Raw genomic sequence first — 23,230 nt, 5'->3', positions numbered from 1 at the left:
GGGCCACCCCGTCTCTCATCTTCCCCCGCCCCCGCGCCCCGCTCGTCACCCGGGACGGGTGAAACCGGCACCACCGTCACGGCTGGCCATCGACCGGGCCGAGGTCGTGTGAGAGCCTCGAAAGGGTGACCGAGGCGTGGGAGCGGGACGGGCTGTTGACGATCGGGGAGGCGGTCGCGGCCGAACGGGCCCGGGTGGATGCGGAAATCGCGGAGATGGCATGGCGGCGGGCGGCGCTGCACGCGGTGGAGGCGGCCGCTCCGGGGGAGCGGGCCGGGCGGCTCGCGGTGCTGACGGCCGTGCCGGACGGGCGGGCGGCGCACGCTGCGCTGGTGCGGTTCTGGCGGCGGGTGTTCACGGCCATGCCGTCGCGGGATTTCGACGACTACGTGGACATGAATGTCCCGCCGCCGCCGGTCGACCCCTCGGCCGAGCAGGTGGTGGCCTATGCGGAGCTGACCGGCCTGGTGGCCGATCCCGAGGTGTATGCACTGGTGGGACAGCAGATTTGGCGTACGAGATCCGGTGCGGTGCGGGACCGGCGCGGATTGCTGGCCGGGTTGACCGAGGTGTGCACCGAGGTCGTGCCAATGGTGGTCGACGGCGTGCCACCGCATCCGGGCCGGGAGCTCGACCGCTTCGTGGAACTCCATGCGCGGGCGCGCGGGGAACGGGATTCGCCGGGATTCCGGGAGCGCCTGCTGATCGGTGCGACCGACGGCGATCGACGGGTGCGCCGCTACTGGTCGCTCACCGGCGATCTGTTCGGCACCCCCGCCACCGCGGGCGGCGCGCACCACTGGCTGTACGAGGCTCTGCACCGGTGGAGCACGGAGGCGACGCCTCGAATGGATCGCGGCGGTGTCGCCTCGAATGGAGCACGAGGGAATCGCCGTGAAATAACCGAATGCGGCTTTCCGTTGAGCCGTGGGACCATGGAGGTGTATGAGTAAACAAGAAACGTATGAGTTCACTCCCGCCGAGGAGAGCGCCGACGACGCCCAGGCCGGTTGGTCTGCTGCGCCGACCGTCGGCGAAATGCAGCTCGATGACCGCAGTGCGCTGCGTCGTGTCGCGGGTCTGTCCACCGAACTCGAGGACGTCACCGAGGTCGAGTACCGGCAGCTGCGCCTGGAACGGGTCGTGCTGGTCGGCGTCTGGACCGAAGGCACCGCCGTGCAGGCCGAGGCCAGTATGGCCGAGCTGGCGGCGCTCGCGGAGACCGCGGGTTCGGAGGTGCTGGACGCGATGATCCAGCGTCGCGACCGGCCCGACAAGTCCACCTATATCGGCTCCGGCAAGGCCGACGAACTGCGCGGCATCGTCCTCGAGACCGGCGCCGACACCGTCATCTGTGATGGTGAGTTGTCGCCCGCGCAGCTGACCGCGCTGGAGAAGGTCGTCAAGGTGAAGGTCATCGACCGCACCGCCCTGATTCTGGACATCTTCGCCCAGCACGCCACCTCGCGTGAGGGCAAGGCCCAGGTCTCGCTGGCGCAGATGGAGTACATGCTGCCGCGACTGCGCGGCTGGGGTGAGTCCATGTCCCGGCAGGCCGGTGGTCGGGCCGGCAGCAATGGCGGTGTGGGTCTGCGCGGTCCCGGTGAGACGAAGATCGAAACCGATCGCCGCCGCATTCGCGAGCGAATGGCCAAGCTGCGCCGCGAGATTCGCGAGATGAAGACGGCGCGCGACACCAAACGCGCCAAGCGGGTCTCCAGCGGCATTCCGCAGGTCGCGATTGTCGGCTACACCAATGCCGGTAAGTCGAGCCTGATGAACGCGCTCACCGACGCCGGCATCCTGGTGCAGGACGCGCTGTTCGCCACCCTCGATCCGACCACTCGCAAGACGGCGCTCGAGGACGGGCGTGAAGTGGTGTTCACCGACACCGTCGGCTTCGTCCGGCATCTGCCGACCCAGCTGGTCGAGGCGTTCCGCTCCACCCTCGAAGAGGTGACGGGCGCGGATCTGCTGCTGCATGTGGTGGACGGCTCCGATCCGCTGCCGGATCAGCAGATCAAGGCGGTGCGCGAGGTCATCACCGACGTCCTGCGCGAATCGGGCACGCCCGCCCCGCAGGAACTGCTGGTGGTGAACAAGATCGACGCGCTGGATCCGCTGGACGTCACCCAGCTGCGCGGCTGGCTTCCCGAAGCCGAATTCGTCTCCGCCCGCACGGGCGCGGGCCTGGATTCGCTGCGGGATCGGCTGGACCGGATTCTGGGCGGCCTCGATGTCGAGGTCAGCGTGCTGCTGCCGTACACGCGCGGTGATCTGCTCGCCCGCATTCACGCCGACGGCCGGATTCTCGAGTCCGAGCACGCGGAGGCGGGCACGCTGGTGCGCGCCCGGGTGCCCCAGGCCCTGGCCGGTCAGCTGGTCGAATTCGCCCATGCCGGAACGTCTTCCAACGGCTCGGGACCGGACGAGGAGATCTGAGCCCGGCCCAGGTGACGAACCGGGGCCGCTCGACAGCACGACAACGGAACTCCCGGCCGCAGTGGCCGGGAGTTCGTCGTATTGCCCAGGGAATATGCCGAACTCGTCCACGCGGGGGCGCGGGACGCGTGAAAGTCGAGTGATGGAAGGCGATTTCGACAAGACACCCACCGGCACCGCGGCCCAGCGGCGGCCGGATATCGCGACTATGCTGCTGGACCGCCTCGGCGACGAGCATCCGGGCCTGCGAACCCGCACACAGGACTGGACCTGGGACGAAGTCGTGCGGGAAGCGGCGGCCCGCGCCGCGCTGGCCCGAGAACTACGCCGCGACGGGCCTTTCCATATCGGCGTGCTGCTGGACAATGTGCCGGATTTCGTATTCTGGCTCGGCGCTGGGGCTCTGGCGGGCGCGACGATCGCCGGGATCAATCCGACCCGCAGCACCGCGCAGCTGGCGGACGACATCCGGTACGTGGACTGTCAGCTGATCGTCACCGATGCGGCGGGCATGCGGCGGCTGGACGGCCTGGATCTCGGTTTGGAGCCCGACCGGTTCCTGCTCGTGGACGATCCGGAGTACCCGAAGCAGATCGCCGTGCATCGGGCGGATTCGGTTGTGGCGCAGGGTGGTCCGGATTCGCTGCTGCTCCTGCTGTTCACCTCGGGCACCACCGGCACGTCCAAGGCCGTCAAATGCAGTCAGCGCCGCCTGGCGATGATCGCCTACGCGGCCACCGACAAATTCGGTCACCTCCGCGAGGACGTGGACTACTGCTGCATGCCGCTGTTCCACGGCAATGCCATCATGGCGCTGTGGGCTCCCGCTCTGGCCAACGGCGCGACGGTCTGCCTCACCCCGAAGTTCTCCGCCTCCGGATTCCTTTCCGACATACGGTATTTCGACGCCACTTTCTTCACCTACGTGGGCAAGGCGCTCGGATATCTGCTCGCCACACCGGAAGCCCCGGGCGACTCCGACAACCGTCTCACCCGCGGTTTCGGCACCGAGGCATCGGTGGAGGATCAGGCCGAATTCCAGCGCCGCTTCGGTGCGCCGCTGTTCGAGGGGTATGGCTCGAGTGAAGGGTCGGGCCTGGTCGCCCTGGCTCCTGACGCACCCGCGGGCGCACTGGGCCGACCCGCGCATGCGGGCGTCGCGGTGGTCGATTCCGCGACGCTGCGTGACTGCGCCCCGGCGGTGCTGGATTCTCATGGCCGCGTGCTCAATCCGGAGCAGGCCATCGGCGAAATGGTCGACAAGGCCGGTGCGCTCTCCTTCGAGGGCTACTACAAAAACGATCTTGCCGATGCCGAGCGACTGCGTCACGGTTGGTTTTGGACCGGCGATCTCGGCTATATCGATACCGCGGGCTTCCTGTATTTCGCGGGACGCCAAGGAGATTGGATTCGCGTCGACGGCGAGAACATTTCCGCGCTGGTCATCGAACGGGTGCTGCGCAGGCATCCGGAGGTGGTGGCCGCCGGAGTGTTCGCGGTTCCCGATCCGCGCAGTGGCGATCAGGTGATGGCGGCCCTCGAGGTGGCCGATCCGCACGCCTTCGATATGGCCGGGTTCGCCGAATTCCTCTGTGACCAAGCGGATCTCGGTACCAAGGAGCTGCCTCGCCTGGTGCGGGTGTCGGCGCGCCTGCCGGTCACCGGCTCCAACAAGGTGCTCAAACGGGAGCTGCGAGCGCAGTCCTGGAGCACCATCGACCCGGTGTACCGCTGGGCGGGCCGGGGCCGGCCGGAATACCGGCTGCTGTCCGGCGCCGGCCGCGCCGAGCTCGAGGCGGAGTTCGAGCGTTTCGGTCGCGCGCAGCTGATCTGACCCGCGGTCGGTGGCCCGCAGTGATTTTCGTTAGCATGCCGTTATCGATAGTTCTGCAGGGAGGGCTCGATTTGTCTGGGAATGGCACCCCTATGTCCGAAGTAGGTTCGACGCGGCTCACCGATGGTGCGCCGCTGCACATTGATCTGAGCGATACCGATCGCCGCGTCATCGACGTGCTGTGCGCCCCCTCACGGGCGTGGTTCAGTCCGCGTTTCTGGGGGCTGGAGAATATTCCGTCCGAGGGCCCGGTGCTGCTGGTCGGCAACCACACCCTCGCCGGTGGCACCGACGCCCCGCTGCTCGCGCACGAGGTGCTGGTGCGGCGTGACCGCCTGGTGCGCGGCCTCGCCGAGAACGTTCTCATCGATGTCCCGGTGTTGCGAGATGCCTTGCACCGCTTGGGAATCGTGCGCGGCAACCGGCACAACTGCACCACGCTGCTGGAGAACGGTGAGGCGGTGGCGGTGTTCCCGGGCGGCGGCCGGGAGGCCATGCGCGGGAAGGGACGCAAGTACGAGCTGATCTGGGACGGCCGGACCGGTTTCGCGCGCATGGCGATCGAGGCGGGCGCGCCGATCGTGCCGATGGCCATGGTCGGCGGCGACGATATCTACGACATCGTCTTCGACGGCGACGATCCGGTCATGGCGCCGGTGAAGAAGCTGGTCAAGGCCCTGGGTCTGCGGGAGACCCTGACCCCGCCGCTGATCCGCGGCGTCGGCCCGACCCTGCTGCCCAAGCCGGAGCGTTTCTACTACTCGCTCGGCACGCCCATCGACACCGGCGCGTGGCGTGATGCCGAGGATCTCGACGCCGCCGCGGCCGAACTCCAGCTGGTGGTGCGCAAGGCCCTCGAAGGTGAGCTCGAGTTCCTGCTCGGTGAGCGCGCCCGTGATCGAGGTCGCAGCCTGCTGGGCCGCACGCTCTCCTCGGTCGGTCTCTGACACCCGGCTAGGTTTACCGGGGTTCAGCCCTTACGTTCTGCGCGGTCACCGGTGCCCGTCGCAGTTCGGGGTACTTTCCCAACCCTCTAAGTAAACGACGGTTCGGCTTCCGTGTACCGTATGGGCAGAGGCGATGGTGCCTGAGGTCACACAGGAGGTTGGCGTGGAACGCACAATTTTCGAACCCGAACACGAGCTGTTCCGGGAGTCGTTCCGAAAGTTTCTGGATCAGCATGTGGCGCCGCACCACGAGCAGTGGGAGCAGGACGGCATCGTCGACCGCGCCGTCTGGCTGGAGGCCGGCAAGCAGGGCTACCTCGGCATGGCCGTGCCGGAGGAGTTCGGCGGCGGCGGGGTCAAGGACTTCCGCTACAACGCGGTCATCACCGAGGAGGTCACCCGCGGCATGTACTCCGGCCTCGGCTGGGGCCTGCACAATGACGTGATCCTCCCGTACCTGCTGGAGCTGGCCAACGAGGAGCAGAAGCAGCGCTGGCTGCCCGGCTTCTGTGCCGGCGAGATCATCACCGCCATCGCCATGACCGAGCCCGGCACCGGCTCCGACCTGCAGGGCATCAAGACCCGCGCGGTCCGCGACGGCGACGACTGGATCCTCAACGGCGCCAAGACCTTCATCACCAACGGCATCAATGCCGACATCGTGATCGTGGTCGCCCAGACCGACCCCGACAAGGGCGCCATGGGCTTCTCGCTGCTGGTCGTCGAGCGCGGCATGGAAGGCTTCGAACGCGGCCGCAACCTCGACAAGATCGGCCTCAAGGCCCAGGACACCGCCGAACTCACCTTCGACAATGTCCGCGTCCCCGGCAAGAACCTTCTCGGCACCGAGGGTCAGGGCTTCATCCACCTGATGCAGAACCTCCCCCAGGAGCGCCTGTCCATCGCCGTCATGGCCGCCGCCGCCATGGAATCCTGCCTGGATCTCACCTGCCAGTACGTCCGCGACCGCAAGGCTTTCGGCAAACCGATCGGCGCCCTGCAGAACACCCGTTTCGTCCTGGCGGAACTGGCCACCAAGACCACCGCCGTCCGCGTCTTCGTCGATCACTGCATCACCCTGCTGAACCAGGAGAAGCTGAGCGTCGAAGACGCCGCCAAGGCCAAGTGGTGGTCCACCGAGGAACAGCTCGACCTCATCAACCGCTGCCTGCAACTCCACGGCGGCTACGGCTACATGCGCGAATACCCGATCGCCAAGGCCTACATGGACGCCCGCATCCAGACCATCTACGGCGGCACCACCGAGATCATGAAGGAGATCATCGGCCGCAGCCTGAAACTGTTCTGATACCAGGCGGTTTCGCGGTTGGTCAGGCCCAGGTGGGTGGGGCGGGTAGCGCGGAGTGGGAGCTGTCGCGGATGAGGCAGGTTACCCGGGCCGTGCAGATCGGCCGGTTGGTGGTGTCGTGGATGCGGACCTCGTAGGTGACCACCGATCGGCCGCCGTGCACTCGGGTTGCGACGGCGGTGACTGCACCGGAGGTGGCCGAGCGGTGGTGGGAGGCGTTGAGTTCGATGCCTACCGCGGCGCGGTCCGGGCCGGCGTGCAGGGCGGCGGAGATGGAGGCGGCGGTTTCGGCGAGCACGCAGGAGGCGCCGCCGTGCAGCAGGCCGTAGGGCTGGGTGTTGCCCGCTACCGGCATGCGCAGCACTGTGCGGGTGGCGGCGGCTTCGAGGACCTCGATGCCCATGCGCTCGGACAGGGCGCCCTCGCCGGTCACGCCCATGCGGTGCCAGACGTCCGAATCGATTGCGGCGGTGGGTGATTCGCTCACAGCAGGGTTCTCAATTCTTCGGATTCGATGAAGTCGGCCAGTCGTGCCACCCCGGCTCGGATGTCGTCGGGGGCGAGGGCGCTGCAGGACAGGCGCAGTTGCCGGGTGCCGCCGCCGTCGATGTGGAAGTAGGTCATCGGTGTCCACAGCACGCCGAAGTCGCGGGCGGAGCGTTCCAGTGCGGCGTCGTCGGCGCGGAACGGGACATCGACGACGACGAAGAAGCCGCCGTCGGGCCGGGTCCAGGCGACTCCGGTGCGGCCGGCGAAACGGTCCGACAGTTCGTCCAGCAGTAGTTGCAGATTCTGCGCGTACCACTTGATGGCATCGGTATTCGCTTCGCGCAGACGGAATCCGCTGTCGACGAGCATGCCGCCGATCACCGCCTGGCTCACCGTGGAGGTGTTCACGGTGACCATGCTTTTGATCTTCGACAGCTCCTGGGCGAGCAGGGTGCGCCGGCCGTGCGCGTCCGTGACGGGTTGATCGGCCAGGACGTAGCCGACCCGGGCGCCGGGGATGCAGGTTTTGGCGAACGAGCCGAGGTAGATCACCCGGTGGTCGGCGTCCAAAGCCTTGAGGGGGAGCGGGGATTCGCCCGCGCGGCGGAAGAAGCCGTACGGATTGTCCTCTATGACAAGCAGATCGGCGGCCGCCGCCGCATCCAGCAGTTGGCGTCGCCTGGCGCCGGGAATGCTGGAGCCGGTCGGATTGGCGAAGTCCGATACCAGGTACAGGGCGCGGGGGCGTTTGCCCGTGGCTCGCACCCGGTTCGAAATCTCCAGCAGCACAGCGGGTTCCACGCCCTCGGGGCCTTCGGGGACCGGAACCATCTCGATGCCGAGCAGGCGTGCCACCCCGGTGATTCCGACATAGCAGGGTGAGGCCACCAACAGCACGTCGGCGGGGCCGGCGAAGAGGGCCCGCAGGACCAGCAGCATGCCCTCCTGCGCGCCGACGGTGACCACGACGGCTTCCGGGTCGACGACAATGTCCTCGTCATTGGCCACCGTGCGGGCGATCAGGGGGTGGATCTGCCCGTTGGTGCGGCCGTACTGGAACAGTTCGGTGGCGATTCGCTGCGCCGAAAACCCTTCCACCTCGGACAGATACGACACATAGGCAGCCAGATACCGGGTGATGTCGGCGGTCCGGAATTCCCCCTCGGCCGGACGGCCCGGCGCGAAGGACACCGCCTCGGGAAAACGTTCCACGACCTCGTTGAGAAAGGTCATGGCGCTCGATGCGGGGTCGGCCACGCTGTCGTGCAGATCGCTCAGCGCCAGTTCGGTGCTCATGCGGCCGCGCCGATCTGGGCGAAGACGCCCCGCAGATGTCCCGCCACCTGCGCGACCGCGGTGCGCGCCGCGTCGAGTTCGCCACTCATGGTGAAGAATCCGTGCATCACGCCGTCGTAGCGGCGATGGCACACCTGTCCGCCGGCGGCCGCGAGCTGGTCCGCGTATTCGGCCCCTTCGTCGCGCAGCGGATCGTATTCCGCGGTGATGATCAGTGCGGGCGGCAGCCCGCTGTGGTCGGCCGCGAGCAGGGGCGACGCGAGCGGATTGCGCCCGGCGGCCGGATCGGCCAGGTAGTGATTCCAGTACCAGCGCACCGAATTCTGGTTGAAGAACACCGGATCGATGGCTTCCACCGCCGATCCGGTCGCCCGGCCGTAGTGCGTGTTGGGATAGACCAGCACCTGCGTGGCGATCGCCGGTCCACCGGTGTCGCGCGCGTGCAGGCAGGTCGCCGCCGCCAGGTTTCCGCCCGCGCTGTCGCCCGCGACCGCCAGCCGGTTCGGGTCCACGCCCAGGGCCGCCGCGTTGGCCGCCACCCAGCGCACGCCGGCGGCGCAGTCCAGAACCGCTGCGGGGAACTTGTGTTCGGGAGCGAGCCGGTAGCCGATCGCCACGGTCACGCAGCCGACCGCATTGGTGAGCGTGCGGCACAGGGCGTCACAGGTTTCCAGGCTGCCGAGGGTCCACCCGCCGCCGAAGAAGTACACCAGCACCGGCAGCGGTCCGGGCGCTACCGCGGGTTTGTACACCCGGACCGCCAGTTGCCCGCCCGGTCCGGGAATGATCGCATTGGTCACGCTGTGCACGGATTCGCGTGTCCCCCTGGTGCTTCGGATGGCCGCGAGATCGGCGGCGCGGGCCTGCGCCACGGTCAGGGTGTACAGCGGCGGGGTCTGTGCGGCGGCCCAGCGGTCGCGCAGGGCCTGTGCTTGCGGATGAAGCGGCATTTCTCACTCCTGTCGGGACAGGTGATTCAGACGGTGATCTCGGCCAGCCCGTCGGTGATCACGAAGTCGTCGCCACGCGCGGTTTCGAAGGCGTAGCGGGCGATTCCGTCGGCGGGCGGTGCGTGGCTGGACCAGATGCGGGTGTCGAGCTCGTCGCCGGGCAGGACCGGTTTCCAGAAGCGACCGGCGAACCGGCGCAGCCGGTGCACGTCCGAATCGGCGAGCCGGGTGAGCACGGCCCAGGAGGTGAACGCCAGCGTGCACATGCCGTGCGCGATGATGCCGGGCAGGCCCGCCGCCCTGGCCACCTCCTCGTCGAGGTGGATGCGCAGCGGATCACCGGAAACCGGTGCGTACCTGGCCGGTTGGTCGAGGCCGACCCGGGCGCGCACCGCATGGTCCGGCGGCCGGCGGCGCAACGCCGGATCGAAGCGGTGCAGCGGCGCGCGTTCGCCCACGAGGTCACCGGCGTCGAAACCGGGGAAGACGAAGGTGGCGTACTGCTCGTTCACCAGTTCGCCTGCCTCGTCCCGGCATTCGACGCGGGCCAGCGCCCGGGTGCCGGTGCCGAAGCCCCGGTAGCCGGCCAGCATTCCCCGGGTGCGCAGCAGTTCGCCCGGCCGGATCGGGCGATGGAACCGGAAATCCTGTGCGCCCTGGACCATTCCGGCCAGGGCGTGCGGCGGGCGGACGTCGATGGTGGCCGTCTTCATGAGTTCGAAGCCGGGGACGGCGGCGAACATCGGCGGTGCGATATCCCCGGCCCGATGTGCGGGGATGGGGTCGTCGGTGGCGGCGGCGTAGGCCGCCAGGTGCTCGCGGGTGACCTCGAACTCGGTCGCGTCCGACCAGACTCCGACGCCGCTGCCGTGGAAGGACATGGGCGGGAAGGTCGCGCCGGTCTGCTGGATGATCATGCGCCGGAAACCTTTTCGTCGAAGAGCCGGTAGCTGTCGGCCAGGCCCTCGGCGGCCTTGGCCGCCGCGGCGCGCGCCCGGATCGGCGGGGCCAGCCGTGCGGCGGTCTGCCGGGCGTAGGTCCCGGCGTCCTGGTCCATGGCCTCGACGGTGTGCAGGAGTTCGGCCCAGGCGTCGTGGGTGGCCGCCGCGTCGAAGAGCGTGTCGATGGTGGGGCGGGGCATGCGCCGCACCAGCCGCCGCAGCACCTCCTCCTTGTAGATCAGGTGGCCCGAGCGCAGCAGGGCGATGGGGCTGAGCCCTTTCACCACCGCGTCGAACTGCGTCTCGGAGAACTCCTGTTCGGCGAATTCGGCCAGCGTCAGCCACTTTTCGCGCACCGACAACTCGGCGACCACGTCCACGAGCAGGTCGTCGGGCAGCCCGCCGATGAGCGTCGCGCCCGTGCCGGGATCCAGATCCATGGCGATATCGGCCAGCATGGTGACCGGCAGTCGCCGGCCCACCTCGGCGGCGCGGGCGGCGTCCATGGCGACCGCCATGCGCGCCGCGAACAGACTGCTGCCGCTGCGCACCGCGATCCGCGCCGCGATGGCGGGCGGAATGATGGTGGAGATGCTCGCGATGCGTTGCATCCCCGCCGCATTGGCGCTGGTGATCAGCTCCATGATCTGGAGCCGCAGATCGCGGATGTCCCCGGCGGGGGCCGCGTCCAGGTATTCGATGTCCTTGGGATCCACCCGCAGTACCCGCGCCAGCGCGAGCTTCTCCACGACCACGGGGTCCACGACCGATCGCACGCTCATTTCGTCAGCAACTTCATGAGGGGTTTGCGCAGGAACGACGGCACCTTGTTCAGTTCGGTCAGGGCGTCGGTGAGCAATTCGGCGGTTTCGTGCTCGACGGCGCGCTGGATGAGTCCGGCCAGGTGGGCCTGTTCGGATTCGGACAGTGCGGCGGCGATGCCCGCGGGTACCGCACCCAGCTGCGAGGTCAGCTCCCGGGGTGCGTCCGGCGGCGTCTCGCCGATCGATGTGCCGGTCATGACATCTCCTGTCTCTCGGTGTCGGGTGCTCATGCCGACCGCGCCCGGTCGGGTCCGGTGCGCGGCCGCGGGCGCGGCGTGGGGTGCAGCGCGGTCGCCACCCGGCGGCGCACGCGAGGTTCGAAGTAGCGCTTGCCGATTCGGCGCACGGTGCTGACCACGGGTAGTCCGACGCCGATGGCGATACCCAGCCAGCCCACGAACATGGCCAGCACCAGGGCGTAGGCCGCCGGCCCGATCCGCCCGGCCGCCCGCACCGCCGCGCCCCATGTGCGAAACAGCCTGCCCGCCATGAGATCCGCGCCCGCGATGAGCGGTTCCACCGGCGCCGCGTCCACCGTCGGCAGCGCCCGGGCCACCACGTCGGCCGCTGTGCGATCGGACGGCGCAGCGGCGGCCGCCACCGCGCGCCCGGCCGTGCGCAGCCGCTCGTGCTCGTGCTCGCCCACCCCGGCGGGCGGAAAGCCCAGGAACCCTTGGCGTTTGCCCAGGAGCATCCAGCGCAGGGTGGTCACCATGGAGATGAGATGCCGGCTGGTGTCGGTCGCGGCGACCACGCCGGCGAACCGTGCGCCGACCCCGTCCAGGACGGTCCGCATCTCCACCGCCGCGGAATACCACTTGTCGCGACACACCATGAACGCCAGCACATCCCGGTTCGCGAACAGTTCGGGGTGATCGGTGAGCAGGGCCCGCACCGGCAGCGAGGGCGACAGGAACCACACCTGGGCGGCCAGGATCACCAGTTCGTCCGGCTCGGTGTGGAATCCGGCGGCGGGCGCGCGCAGGGCCACGGTGGCGCGCGGATCAGTCGAGGCCGCGAACACGCCGAAGAAGGAGCGGATCGACCACGGGAAGGGAAACTCGTTGTCCGGCACGACATCCACCCAGCGAATCGTCCAGCCCGCCGCGACCAGTGGCGCGGTGAACGCCGCCACCGCCTCGCGCAGCTGTCCGGTCTGGGTGTAACAGAGAATGGTCACCCGGCGCGTGCCGGACAGCGAATCAGGCATGGGTGTCGTCACCCGCTACGGCGGTCAGGTGCATGAAGGAGATCGCGAACCGGCCGGATTCGGGGACCATGCACACCACGGTTTCGCCGGGCTTGATCATGCCCTCGTTCAGCATCTCGTCGAGGATGATGTAGATGCTGGCGCTGCCGATATTGCCGACCCGGGTCAGGTTGGAGAACCACTTCTCCTGTGCGATATGCAGATCGGCGCGTTTCATCTCGCCGATGAGCAGTTCCTTCATACGTTCGCTGGAGTAGTGCGCCGGGAACCAGTCCAGCCGCTCCAGATCGATCTTGCCCGCGTCGATGAGCCGCTGCGCTTCGATGATGCCGATGTTCACCAGATGCGGGAGCAGTGCGAGCTTCTGGCGCGGGAAGGCGGCCCCGTCGGCGGCGGCGGAGGCGGCATCGGGGTAGTCGTTCCAGGTCTTGGCGCAGTCGTTGCTCTTGCTGCCGAAGTACATGCACGCCTGCTCGGTGTTGGCGTACGAGGTCAGCGAGATCCAGTCGATGCGCAGGCTGACGCCGTCGGGCCGGGGCCGGTCCTGCACGACGGCCGCGCCGGCGCCGTCGGAGAGCATGTAGCGCAGGAAGGCGGTCTCCATGGGGAGGCTGCCGTCCTCGGCGATGGGCGTCATCTCCGCGTAGCGGGAGCTCTTGAAGCCGCGGGAGGCCAGTTCGCTGGCCACCGAGATCGCGGTGCGCTTCTCACCGGCGGCGACCTGGAGGTAGGCGTTCTTCAGCGCCATCATGCCGGAGGAGCAGATGCCGTGTGCGGTAATGATTTCCAGCGGGGCGTAGCCGAGTTCACCGTGCACCATGCTGGCGTGACCCGGGCCCATGAGGTCGGGCATGGTGGTCGCGGCGGCCAGCAGCTCGACGTCGCCGGGGCCGAGCCCGGCGCGGGCCGCGGCGGCGCGGACCGCCTCGGCGGCCATGCGCGCGTTGGAGTAGACGGTGTTCTGCTGCTTGTCGATGGCGTAGTGGCGGGTCTTGATGCCGCAGTTCTCCAGGATCAGTTCCTTGAGATCCGAGGAGCCGCGCCCGACCTTGCCGATGTAGTCCTCGATCTCGTCGTTGGGCACCGGCTCGCCCGGCAGGAAGCGGCCCGTCGCGGTGATGTATGCGTTCACGTCGATTGCTCCGGTCTGTTCGGATTCTGGTGGGGGACTGGCCTATTCGGTGCCGACCGGAGCGGCCTTCTCGGCCTCTTCGCTCTTGAGGCGGATGAACTCCAGCAGATCCGAGAGGGTCCGGACCGAGGCGAGCCGCTCGTCGTCCATGGAGAAGCCGTACTTCTTCTCGATGAGGTTGGCGATGGCCAGCAGGCCCAGGGAATCCACGCCGAGGTCACGCACGGTGGTGTCCGGCGGCAGCTCGTTCAGATCGATTTCGTAGTGGGCGAGCAGGTAGCCCGAGATGTCGTCGCGGACGGCTTGTTCGATGCTCATGTGAGTACTCCTGTTGTGCGAGCCCGCATCCGACGATGGTGCGGGAGGTTCGGTGGGCGCCGACAGCCCCTATGCGGCCCCTACCGCCGGCGAGACTTGCGCAGCGACTGCAATCGCGGATGCCCGAGCGCCACGATCGGCACCACGATCCGCTTGGGGCTGTAGTAGGCGAGATAGGACACGAATCGGTTGAGCTGGCCGGGAATCACCACCATGCGCCCACGCGCCACCCCGTTCACCCCGGCCTTGGCGACCTTGTGCGCCGGCTTCCACATGGGCGGCGGCATGAACTTGTATTCCTGCTCGGTGAATCCGGCGACATCGATGAACTCGGTGACCACCGGCCCCGGGCACAGGGCGGTCACCTTGACGCCGGTGCCCATCAGCTCGCCCTTGAGGCTGAGGCTGTAGGACAGCACGAACGCCTTCGCCGCGCCGTACCCGGTCTGCCCGGGCAGCGGCTGGAAGGAGGCGGTGGAGGCGACATTGAGGATGGCGCCCGCGCCGCGCTCCACCATGCCCGGCGCGAAGCGCGTGCACAGATCGACCACGGACATGACATCCACCTCGACCATGCCCAGCTCGGACTCGGGGGTGGAATCGACTACCGGGCCCAGCGTCGACCAGCCGGCATTGTTGACCAGGATGTCGACGCTCAGCCCGAGATCGGCTACGCGCTTGGGCAATTCGGCGCGAGCGGCCCGATCGGTGAGATCGGTGACGAGCACCTCCGCGCGGCCGCCGGCGGCCTTGATCTCGCGGGCGAGCTCGGCCAGCTTCTCCTCGCGCCGGGCGACCAGGCAGACCTGATGTCCGCGCCCGGCGAGCTCGAGTGCGATGGCGCGGCCGATGCCGGACGACGCGCCGGTCACCAGCGCGGTGCGATCGGGTGCGGGTTTCGGGAGGGCCATGGGGTGTCCTTTCCTCTGGAGGTTCGGTGCCGCGGGGATGGTTCAGTGCCGCGCGGTCGGCGCGCTGTCGATGAAGTCGAAGAGTTCGTCGTCCTCGGCGGCATCCAGGTCGATCCCGGAACCGTTGCCGCCCTGGAGATTCCGGATGATCTCGGTCAACTTCGCGGTGAGCAGCGTGATGTCGGCGCGGTCGAACTCGACCCCGCGGACCGCCGCCGACAGCAGCTCGGTCTGGGCGACCAGCCGGGAGACGGCATCGTCGGCGGGAGCGATCTCGGCGCGGAGGTACCCGGCCAGGGCCGCGGGGGTGGGGTAGTCGAACACGACGGTGGTGCCCAGCTTCAATCCGGTGGAGGACTTGAGCCGGTTGCGGAATTCGACCGCGCCGAGAGAGTCGAAGCCGAGGTCCTTGAAGGCGTGGTCGGCGCCGATCGAGTCGGCCGAGTCGTGGCCCAGGACCGCGGCCGCATGGGAGCGGACCAGGTCCAGCAGGGTCTTCTCCTGCTCGGCGGGGTTCAGTCCGATCAGGCTCGCGACCAGTTTGGACGCCTGTTCGGCCCCGGCGTCGGCGGCGCGGCGGACCGAGCGCACCAGCCCGCGCAGCACCGGCGGCACCAGCTCCGCGTCCACGCCGCGCAGTGCGGTGGCGTCGATGCGGGAGGCCACCACGTACGGCTGTCCGGAGCCGAGGGCGGCGTCCAGCATGGCTACGCCCTCGGCGTCCGAGATGGGGACGAAGCCGCCCGCGCGCAGGCGGGCCCGGTCGGTGTCGGTCAGCGCCCCGGTCATGCCGGTGGCCTGTTCCCACAGACCCCAGGCAATGGAGGTGGCGGGCAGACCCTGCCGGCGCCGCAGCGTGGCCAGGGCGTCCAGGAAGGCGTTGGCCGCGGCGTAATTGGACTGTCCCGGTGAGCCGACCGCGGCGGCGATGGACGAGAACAGCAGGAACATCGACAGCGGCAGGTGTTTCGTGGCCTCGTGCAGATGCCAGGCGGCATCGACCTTGGGGGCGAACACTTTTCGCAGGCGTTCGGGGGTCTGGTCGGCGAAGATGCCGTCCTCGAGCACCCCGGCGGCGTGCACGACGCCGGTGAGCGGGTGGGCGGGATCGATGCCGGCGATCAGCGCGCGCACCGCGTCTCCGTCGGCGACATCGCAGGCGGCGAGGTGCACGGTCGCTCCGGCGGCGGTCAGTTCCGCGGCCAGTTCCGCCGCGCCGGCGGCGGCCGGGCCACGCCGGGAGGTCAGTACCAGATGCCGAATCCCGTACTCCGCCAGCAGATGCCGGGCCACCACCGCGCCCAGGCCGCCGGTGCCGCCGGTGATCACGACGGTGCCCTCCGGGTCCGGCGGGGTGGGGATGGTGAGCACGTTCTTGCCGATGTGCCGGGCCTGCGACAGGTAGCGGAAGGACTCGGGGGCCTGGCGCACATCCCACAGGGTGATCGGAAGCGGTTGCAGGGCACCGGATTCGAACAGCGACACCAGCTCGGTGAAGATCTCGCGCAGCCGTTCGCCGGGTGCGTCCATGAGCACGAAATCGCGGTAGGACACCTCCGGATACGCGGCGGCGATCTCGTCGCGGTCGCGCAGATCGGTGAGACCCATCTCGATGAAGCGTCCGCCACGCGGGAGCAGTCGCAGTGAGGCGTCCACGAATTCGCCCGCGAGCGAATTCAGGACGACGTCGACACCGCGACCGGCGGTGCGCTCCAGGAACTTCGCCTCGAACTCCAGGGTGCGGGAGTTCGCGATGTCCGCGTCGGCGAAGCCCAGACCGTGCAGGACCAGCCATTTCGCGGGGGAGGCCGTCGCGAGCACGTGCGCGCCCAGGTGCCGGGCCAGCTGGATCGCCGCCAGGCCGACCCCGCCGGTGGCCGCGTGCAGCAGCAGGGATTCCCCGGCGCGCAGCCCGGCCAGGTCGACCAGGGCGTAGTAGGCGGTGGCGTACACCGCGGGCACCGCGGCCGCCTGTTCGAAACTCCAGCCTGCCGGGATGCGCGCCAGCGTGGTTTCCGGGGCTACCGCCGACGCGCCGATGCCCTTGCCGAACAGGCCCATTACCCGATCGCCGGGCCGCAGGCGGGTCACTGCCGAACCGACGGCGGTGACGACGCCCGCGCCCTCGCCGCCGACCACGACCCAGTCGATGGGGTACACGCCCAGTGCGATGAGCACGTCCCGGAAGTTCAGGCCGGCCGCCCGCAGCGCCACCCGCACCTCGTCCGGTGCGAGCTCGGCCTCGGCGTCCACCGCCTCCAGGACCAGGTTGTCCCCGCGCAGGGTGCCCTTGTCCAGGGCAGCCAGCCGCCAGTTCGCGGTAGTGGCCAAGCCGGTATTGCCCACGGTGTCCGCACCGCACGGGGTCATGCGCGGGACGTGCGGGATACCGCGTCGCACGGCGGCCTGCGGTTCGCCCGACAGCGCCATCACGGTCACCGCCAGCCGGCGATCGGTGTGCGCGTCGATGTCGAGAACGGCTGTGCGGCCCGGGTTTTCACTGTGCACGCTGCGCATCAGGCCGAAGACGGCGGCGTGCGCCGGATCGACCTGCGCGCCACCGTCCACCGCCACCGCGTCGCGGGTGACCACGACGACGGTTGCCGCGCTGTGCTTCTCGTCGGCGAGCAGGCGCTGTATGCGCCGTATCGCCTCGGTCGCCAGCAGGTGGGCGCGCTGCACCAGCGGCAGCTCGCCGCCGGACGGGCAGGTGAGCACGAGCAGATCCCGGTCGGCGCGACAGCGTTCGAGCAGCCATCCCTGCTCGTCCCCGAGTGACTCCCACTCCAGTTCCCGCGCCGGAATCTCGCTGTCCGCCAAGGCGATCCAGTTCATTGTGAACACCCCGTCCACGGCGGGGGAGCGGTGTGCGGGTGCGGCGTCGGCGAGCGGGCGCAGGGTCAGCGCGTCGACGCGGGCCACCGGCCCGCCCCTGGGGTCCGCGAGGGTCAGCTCCATGCGGTCCCCGGAGAGCACGGTGTGCACGCGCAGCGCGGTCGCGCCCACCGCCGACAGGGTCACACCCTCCCAGGAGAAGGGCAGTTTCATGGCGTGCGGATCGCCGGACTCGGTGGCGCTCACCAGCGCGGTGTGCAGGGCCGAATCCAACAGGGCGGGATGCAGTCCGAAGCGGCCCGCATCCTCGGCGGCCGATTCCGGCAGGGCCACTTCGGCGAAGACCTCGTCGCCGCGCCGCCACACCGCACGCAGCCCCTGGAAGACCGGGCCGTAGCGGTACCCGTCGGCCGCGAAGGTCCGATAGGCGTCGCCGATGTCGACGGGGGTCGCTCCGACGGGCGGCCACATCCGCAGATCCGGATGCGGAATCTGCGCTGTCACAGTCGAATCCAGGACGGCGGTGGCATGACAGAGCCACTCGTCGCCGGTACCGCGCGAGTACACGCCCAGCCGCCATTCCCCGGGTTCGGTCTCGCCGACCCGGATCTGCACCGGTATCGCGCCCTGCTCCGGAATCACCAGGGGTGCGGCGAGAATCAGCTCGGCCACCCGGGCGGCGCCGACCGTGCCGGCCGCGAACAGCGCCAGTTCGGCGAAGGCCGCACCCGGCAGCAGCACCTGCTCGCCCACCCGGTGATCGGCGAGCCAGCGGTGCGCGGACAGCGACAGCCGCCCGGTCATGAGCAGACCGTCGTGATCGGCCAGTTCGACCACCGCTCCCAGCAGCGGGTGTTCGGCCGCGGTGAAACCCGATTCGGCGCCAGGCGCCGCCGGTGGTGTCTCCAGCCAGTAGCGTTTGCGTTCGAAAGCGTAGGTGGGCAGGTCGATGCGGGACGCGCCCGCGCCGTCGAACAGTCGCGCCCAGTCGGCGGGCACCCCGCGCACATAGGCCGTGGCGAGCGAGGTGAGGAAGCGTTCGAGCCCGCCGTCGCCGCGGCGCAGCGAGCCCACGGCCACCGAGCGCTCGGCATCCTCTGTGCCGTCGAGGAATTCGCGCACCTCCGCGGTCAGCACCGGATGCGGGCTGCATTCGACGAAGGCGCGGCCGCGCCGGTCGTAGGCGGTGGCGAGCGCGCGGTCGAAGCGCACCGGAGCGCGCAGGTTCCGGAACCAGTATTCGGCGTCCATGGTTTCGCCGTCGAGCACCGCGCCGGTGACCGACGAGATGACCGGGACCGTGGCCGGCCGCGGCCGCACCTCGCCCAGCTCCCGCAGGAACTCCGCGCGCACCTCGTCGATGCGATGCGAGTGGGCGGCGTAGTCCACGGCCACCCGGCGCGCGCTCCCGTCGCACTGCGCGATCAGCTCGTCGAGGGCGTCATTGTCGCCCGACACCACGGTCGAGGTCGCGCCGTTCACCACGGCGATGGAAAGCCTTCCGGGCCAGCGTTCTTCGATCAGTGCGCTGATCTCGGCGACCGGCCGCAGCACCGACACCATGCCGCCGTGTCCGGACAGGTCGTGCAGCACCCGGCTGCGCACCACCACGATCCGGGTGGCCTCGCGCAGTGACAGCGCACCCGCCACCTGCGCGGCCGCGATCTCGCCCTGCGAATGGCCGATGACCGCATCGGGTTCGACGCCCAGCGAGCGCCACAGCCGTGCCAGCGCCACCATCACCGCGAACAGCACCGGCTGCACCACGGAAGGATTGTCCAGCCGCGCCGCGAGCTCGGCGTCCCGCAGCACATCCGGCAGCGACCAGTCCACGAACTCCGCCAGCGCCGCCGCGCACTCCTCGATCTGCGCGGCGAAAACCGGTGCGGTGTCGAGCAGTTCGGCCGCCATGCCCAGCCACTGCGATCCCTGACCCGGGAACAGGAACACTGTCTTCCCGTCCACGTCGGCGCGTCCGGTCACCGCGTTCGCCGCCGGATTCCCGCAGGCGAGGTCGGCGATGCCGGTCACCAGCGCGGCTTCGTCGCGGCCCAGCACCACCGTGCGATGCGCGAACACCGACCGCGAGGTGACCAGCGAGAAGCCCACATCCACCGGGTCCGGCCCCGCCTCGAGGCGTTCCCGCAGCCGCTGCGCCTGACCGGTCAGCGATTCCGCCGTCTTGGCCGACAGCAGCCACGGAATCACCTGCGGCACGAGGAATCCCGGCACGTGCTCGGTCACCGCGTACTCGGCCGCCGGGAGCTCGGCCGGAGTGCGCCCGGCCGCAGTGCGTTCGGGCGCGGTGTACTCGGCCGTGCGATCGCCCGGCGGCTCGACTGCGCCGCCGGCCGGCGCCTGTTCGAGGATGACGTGGGCATTGGTGCCGCTGATGCCGAAGGAGGACACCGCGGCCCGGCGAGGATGGTCGCTGCGCGGCCAGTCCCGCCGGGCGGTGGCCAGCTCCACCCGGCCGGTGTCCCAGGCCACGTGCGGGGTCGGCGCGTCGACGTGCAGCGTCGGCGGTATCACGCCGCGCCGCAGCGCCTCCACCATCTTGATCACGCCCGCCACACCCGAAGCCGCCTGCGCGTGACCGATATTGGATTTCACCGAGCCCAGCCAGAGTGGTTCGCCGGTGGCCCGTTCCGCGCCGTAGGTGGCCAGCAGGGCGGTGGCCTCGATGGGGTCGCCCAGCCGGGTGCCGGAGCCGTGCGCTTCGACCACGTCGACCTCACCGGCGGGGACGCGCGCATTGGCGAGGGCCTGGCGGATGACGCGCTGCTGCGCGGGACCGTTGGGCGCGGTGAGGCCGTTGCTCGCCCCGTCCTGGTTGACCGCCGAACCGCGCACCACCGCCAGGACGGTGTGGCCGTTGCGCTGGGCGTCCGAAAGGCGTTCCAGCAGTAGCACTCCGATGCCCTCGGACCAGCCGACGCCGTCGGCCGCGGCGGCGAACGCCTTGCAGCGGCCGTCGGGGGCCAGCCCGCGCTGGCGGGAGAACTCCACGAACGAGTTCGGGGTGGTCATCACCGCGACGCCGCCCACGACGGCGAGCCCGCATTCGCGCATGCGCAGCGAGTGCACGGCCAGATGCAGCGCCACCAGCGAGGACGAGCAGGCGGTGTCGACGGTGATGGCCGGGCCCTCGAGGCCGAGCACATAGGACAGCCGCCCGGACACGACCGAGCCGGCCGAGCCGACCGCGTCGGTGCCGTAGTTGTGGTACATGACCCCGGCGAAGACGCCGGTGTCGCTGCCGCGCAACGACACCGGGTCGAGGCCGGCCCGTTCGAAGGTCTCCCACGACACTTCGAGCAGCAGGCGCTGCTGCGGGTCCATGGCGGCCGCTTCGCGCGGCGAGATGCCGAAGAAGCCGGCATCGAATTCGGCCGCGTCGTGCAGGAATCCGCCGCGGCGGACGTAGATCTTGCCCGGTGCGCCGGGTTCGGGGTCGTAGAGGCCGTCCAGATCCCAGTCGCGGTCGACGGGGAAGTCGGAGGACGCGTCGACGCCTCCGGTCACCAGATCCCACAGTTGTTCGGGGGAGCGCACGCCGCCCGGATAGCGGCAGCCCGTCGCCACGATCGCGATCGGCTCCGCCAGCGCGTCGGCGTAGCGGCCGTCGCGGCGCAGTCGCTCCTGCTCCAGCAGGGAATTCCGGAGCGCCTCGACCAGTTCCTCGTTCGTCGTCACCGTCGGCCACCCTTCTCGCCGTCGGCATCGGCGCTGCTGTTCGCGTTGATCGTGGTGGCCTGCGCGGTCGGACCCGCGGTGGCCAGGAGGATGAGTTCCGCGGCGTCCATGGCGGTGATTTCGTCCATGCGCCTGCGGAATTCGTCGCCGAGAACGGCGTCCGGGGTACCCGGAGCGGCTGCGGTCCGCGCGCCGGAAACCGCTCGCGTGCCCTCGCCGAGCAGGGTCGCGTGCAGGTACTCGGCCAGCGCGGCCGGTGTGGGATAGTCGAATACGGCGGTCACCGGCACATCGAGTCCGGTCACGGTCACCAGCTGGTTGCGCAGGCCGACCGCGCCGAGGGAGGTCATGCCCCAGTTCTTGAAGGTGCCGTCCAGGCGCCGGCGGCCCGAACCCAGAATCAGCGCAACCGATTCCAGGATCCGGTCCCCGAGGATGGCGATGCCGTCGGCGGCCGCGAGCCCGGCCAGCCGAGCCCGAAGTTCTTCGCGCACAGCGGCATCCGGGCGCGCCCAGCCCGCCTGCTCCACCGACTCGGTCTCGGCCAGCGCCAGCAGGCGCATGGGCACGGTGGCCAGCTCACGCCGTGCGATCTTGCCCGAAGCGGTGCGCGGCACCGCTTCGATCTGGCGCAGTTCCACGGGAATCTTGGTGTGCGACAGCTCTTTCCGGCACTCGGCGAAGACGGCGTCCGGGTCGATCCCGTCCGGTCCGGGCACCAGCAGCGCGACGGGCACCTCACCGAGCGTGTGGTGCGCCCGGCCCAGCACGGCAGCGTCCAGCACACCCGGAACGCGCTCCAGCACCTGCTCGATCTCGGCCGGGTGAATGTTCTCGCCCCCGCGGATGATGAGTTCCTTGAGTCTGCCGGTGACGTAGAGGAATCCGTGCGGATCGCGGTATCCGAGATCGCCGGTGCGCAGCCATTCCCCGCGCAGGGCGGCGGCGGTCGCGTCCGGCTGGTTGTGGTACTCCAGCATGACGCCCGGTCCCGCGACCCACAGTTCGCCCTCCGCGCCGGCCGGCACATCCCGCTCGGTGGCCGGATCCACCACGCGCACACTGTTTCCCGGCACCGGCAGCCCCGCCGACGCCGGGGTGTCGCGATCCGACGGCGGGTTCACCGTGATGGGCCCGCTGGTCTCGGTCGCGCCGTAGGTGTTCAGCAGCGGCACGCCGAGCGTCCGCGCGACCGCGGCACCGAGTTCGGCCGAGCCGGGCGCACCGCCGAACCAGCACGCCCGCAGGGTATTCGGGTGCGGTCGCCCGTCGAGGGCCTGCGCCAGCCGGTGGAACATGGTCGGCACCCCCACCAGGATGGTGGCCTCCGACGAGTCGAGGGCGTCGAGCAGCGGCCCGGCGGCGAAGCCGTCCACCAGCCGGGCCCCCGCCCCGACCGCCACCACCCCGAGCACCGCCAGGTGGTGACCGAGGCAGTGCGACAACGGCATCGGCCACAGCAGCCGATCGTCCTCGCACAGCCCGAGCCAGGGCACATAGGCGGCCACCGTGCCCCACAGCGTCTTGGTGAGCGTGGTGACCACGCCCTTCGGCTGTCCCGTGGTGCCGGAGGTGTAGAGAATCCAACCCACGTCGTCGACCCCGAGATCGTCGCGGGGCGCGATGAGTGGCGGTGTGCTGGAAAGGGTTTCGAAATCGAGGTGGCCACCGCCGGAGCCGCCCGCCACCACCAGGCGCACCTGGCCGTGGCGCGCCAGGACCTGCTCCCGCCGCCGCACCGAACTCGCATGCGTCACCAGTACTTTCGCGCCGCTGTCGGCGAGAATGTGATCCAGTTCGGCATCCGAGCAGTACGGGTTGATCGGCACGCCGACGGCGGCGGCTCGGGCCACGCCCAGATAGCCCTCCGCCATCTCGACGGTATTGCCGAGCATGAGCGCCACCCGATCGCCGCGCGCACAGCCCAGATTGGCGGCGAAGGCGCCCGTGCGGCGTTCCAGCTCCGCGTAGGTGACCGTGCGCCTGGCGTCGGCGAAGGCGATGCGCTCACCGCAGCGCGTCGCGTTGCCACGCAGGATTTCCGGCAGCGGCCGGATGAGGTCGGTGCGTACCATGGGATTTCCTCGATCTCGAAG

17 protein-coding genes are annotated in these 23,230 nt (G+C 69.7%); 5 read left to right on the top strand and 12 right to left on the bottom strand.

The genetic code is table 11. The annotated features are described in order from the left end of the window. Window positions 1–125: 125 nt before the first annotated feature. The 5 genes from H0264_RS30820 (at window position 126) to H0264_RS30800 (ending at window position 6,532) form a co-directional block, all read left to right on the top strand. Window positions 126–953, top strand: coding sequence for a MerR family transcriptional regulator (locus H0264_RS30820; protein WP_181580802.1), 828 nt, complete (start codon window positions 126–128; stop codon window positions 951–953). Further along, window positions 946–2,442 carry a GTPase HflX gene (hflX, locus tag H0264_RS30815; protein WP_181580801.1) on the top strand — a complete coding sequence of 499 codons (1,497 nt, stop codon included), beginning with the start codon at window positions 946–948 and terminating at the stop codon, window positions 2,440–2,442. The genes H0264_RS30820 and hflX overlap by 8 nt, the downstream gene beginning before the upstream one ends. 142 nt (window positions 2,443–2,584) lie before the next feature. After that, complete coding sequence (casI, locus tag H0264_RS30810; protein WP_181580800.1) at window positions 2,585–4,276, top strand: steroid-22-oyl-CoA synthetase; 1,692 nt, start codon at window positions 2,585–2,587, stop codon at window positions 4,274–4,276. Window positions 4,277–4,368: 92 nt separating this feature from the next. Beyond that, entirely contained in the window at window positions 4,369–5,223 is an 855-nt protein-coding gene (locus H0264_RS30805; protein WP_181580799.1) for a lysophospholipid acyltransferase family protein, read from the top strand. 163 nt (window positions 5,224–5,386) lie between these two features. Beyond that, window positions 5,387–6,532, top strand: a complete 1,146-nt coding sequence (locus H0264_RS30800) for an acyl-CoA dehydrogenase family protein (protein ID WP_181580798.1) — start codon at window positions 5,387–5,389, stop codon at window positions 6,530–6,532. 22 nt (window positions 6,533–6,554) lie between these two features. Here the strand turns inward: H0264_RS30800 and H0264_RS30795 are convergent, their stop codons facing one another. From H0264_RS30795 to H0264_RS30740, 12 genes are all read right to left on the bottom strand, one after another. After that, window positions 6,555–7,019 (bottom strand): PaaI family thioesterase, encoded by a 465-nt coding sequence (locus tag H0264_RS30795; protein WP_220139870.1) that lies wholly within the window; start codon window positions 7,017–7,019, stop codon window positions 6,555–6,557. Continuing rightward, window positions 7,016–8,317: an aminotransferase-like domain-containing protein gene (locus tag H0264_RS30790; protein ID WP_181580797.1), complete on the bottom strand. Its 1,302-nt coding sequence runs from the start codon at window positions 8,315–8,317 to the stop codon at window positions 7,016–7,018. Before H0264_RS30790 ends, H0264_RS30795 begins: the two co-directional genes overlap by 4 nt. Beyond that, window positions 8,314–9,267, bottom strand: coding sequence for an alpha/beta hydrolase (locus H0264_RS30785; protein WP_181580796.1), 954 nt, complete (start codon window positions 9,265–9,267; stop codon window positions 8,314–8,316). Before H0264_RS30785 ends, H0264_RS30790 begins: the two co-directional genes overlap by 4 nt. Before the next feature lie 26 nt (window positions 9,268–9,293). Beyond that, window positions 9,294–10,184 (bottom strand): MaoC/PaaZ C-terminal domain-containing protein, encoded by an 891-nt coding sequence (locus H0264_RS30780; protein WP_231084738.1) that lies wholly within the window; start codon window positions 10,182–10,184, stop codon window positions 9,294–9,296. Then, the gene (locus H0264_RS30775; RefSeq protein WP_181580795.1) at window positions 10,181–10,990 is read right to left on the bottom strand and encodes a hypothetical protein; all 810 of its coding nucleotides are present in this window, start codon (window positions 10,988–10,990) and stop codon (window positions 10,181–10,183) included. Before H0264_RS30775 ends, H0264_RS30780 begins: the two co-directional genes overlap by 4 nt. Continuing rightward, window positions 10,987–11,229, bottom strand: a complete 243-nt coding sequence (locus H0264_RS30770; protein ID WP_181580794.1) for a hypothetical protein — start codon at window positions 11,227–11,229, stop codon at window positions 10,987–10,989. Before H0264_RS30770 ends, H0264_RS30775 begins: the two co-directional genes overlap by 4 nt. Before the next feature lie 29 nt (window positions 11,230–11,258). Then, a complete protein-coding gene (locus H0264_RS30765) occupies window positions 11,259–12,242 on the bottom strand; it encodes a hypothetical protein (RefSeq protein ID WP_181580793.1) in 984 nt (327 codons plus the stop codon). Next, window positions 12,235–13,374, bottom strand: coding sequence for a 3-oxoacyl-[acyl-carrier-protein] synthase III C-terminal domain-containing protein (locus tag H0264_RS30760; protein WP_231084741.1), 1,140 nt, complete (start codon window positions 13,372–13,374; stop codon window positions 12,235–12,237). The genes H0264_RS30765 and H0264_RS30760 overlap by 8 nt, the downstream gene beginning before the upstream one ends. Before the next feature lie 42 nt (window positions 13,375–13,416). After that, a complete protein-coding gene (locus tag H0264_RS30755) occupies window positions 13,417–13,692 on the bottom strand; it encodes an acyl carrier protein (RefSeq protein WP_181580792.1) in 276 nt (91 codons plus the stop codon). Window positions 13,693–13,772: 80 nt separating this feature from the next. Further along, a complete protein-coding gene (locus H0264_RS30750; protein ID WP_181580791.1) occupies window positions 13,773–14,603 on the bottom strand; it encodes an SDR family NAD(P)-dependent oxidoreductase in 831 nt (276 codons plus the stop codon). Window positions 14,604–14,645: 42 nt separating this feature from the next. Then, complete coding sequence (locus H0264_RS30745; protein WP_181580790.1) at window positions 14,646–21,134, bottom strand: type I polyketide synthase; 6,489 nt, start codon at window positions 21,132–21,134, stop codon at window positions 14,646–14,648. Further along, window positions 21,131–23,209, bottom strand: a complete 2,079-nt coding sequence (locus H0264_RS30740) for an AMP-binding protein (RefSeq protein ID WP_181580789.1) — start codon at window positions 23,207–23,209, stop codon at window positions 21,131–21,133. The genes H0264_RS30745 and H0264_RS30740 overlap by 4 nt, the downstream gene beginning before the upstream one ends. Window positions 23,210–23,230 lie beyond the last annotated feature (21 nt).

It is taken from the genome of Nocardia huaxiensis (assembly GCF_013744875.1).
Taxonomy (GTDB): Bacteria; Actinomycetota; Actinomycetes; order Mycobacteriales; family Mycobacteriaceae; genus Nocardia; species Nocardia huaxiensis.
The sequence above is the reverse complement of the archived record's forward strand: the minus strand, read 5'-3'. Positions and strand labels throughout refer to the sequence as shown.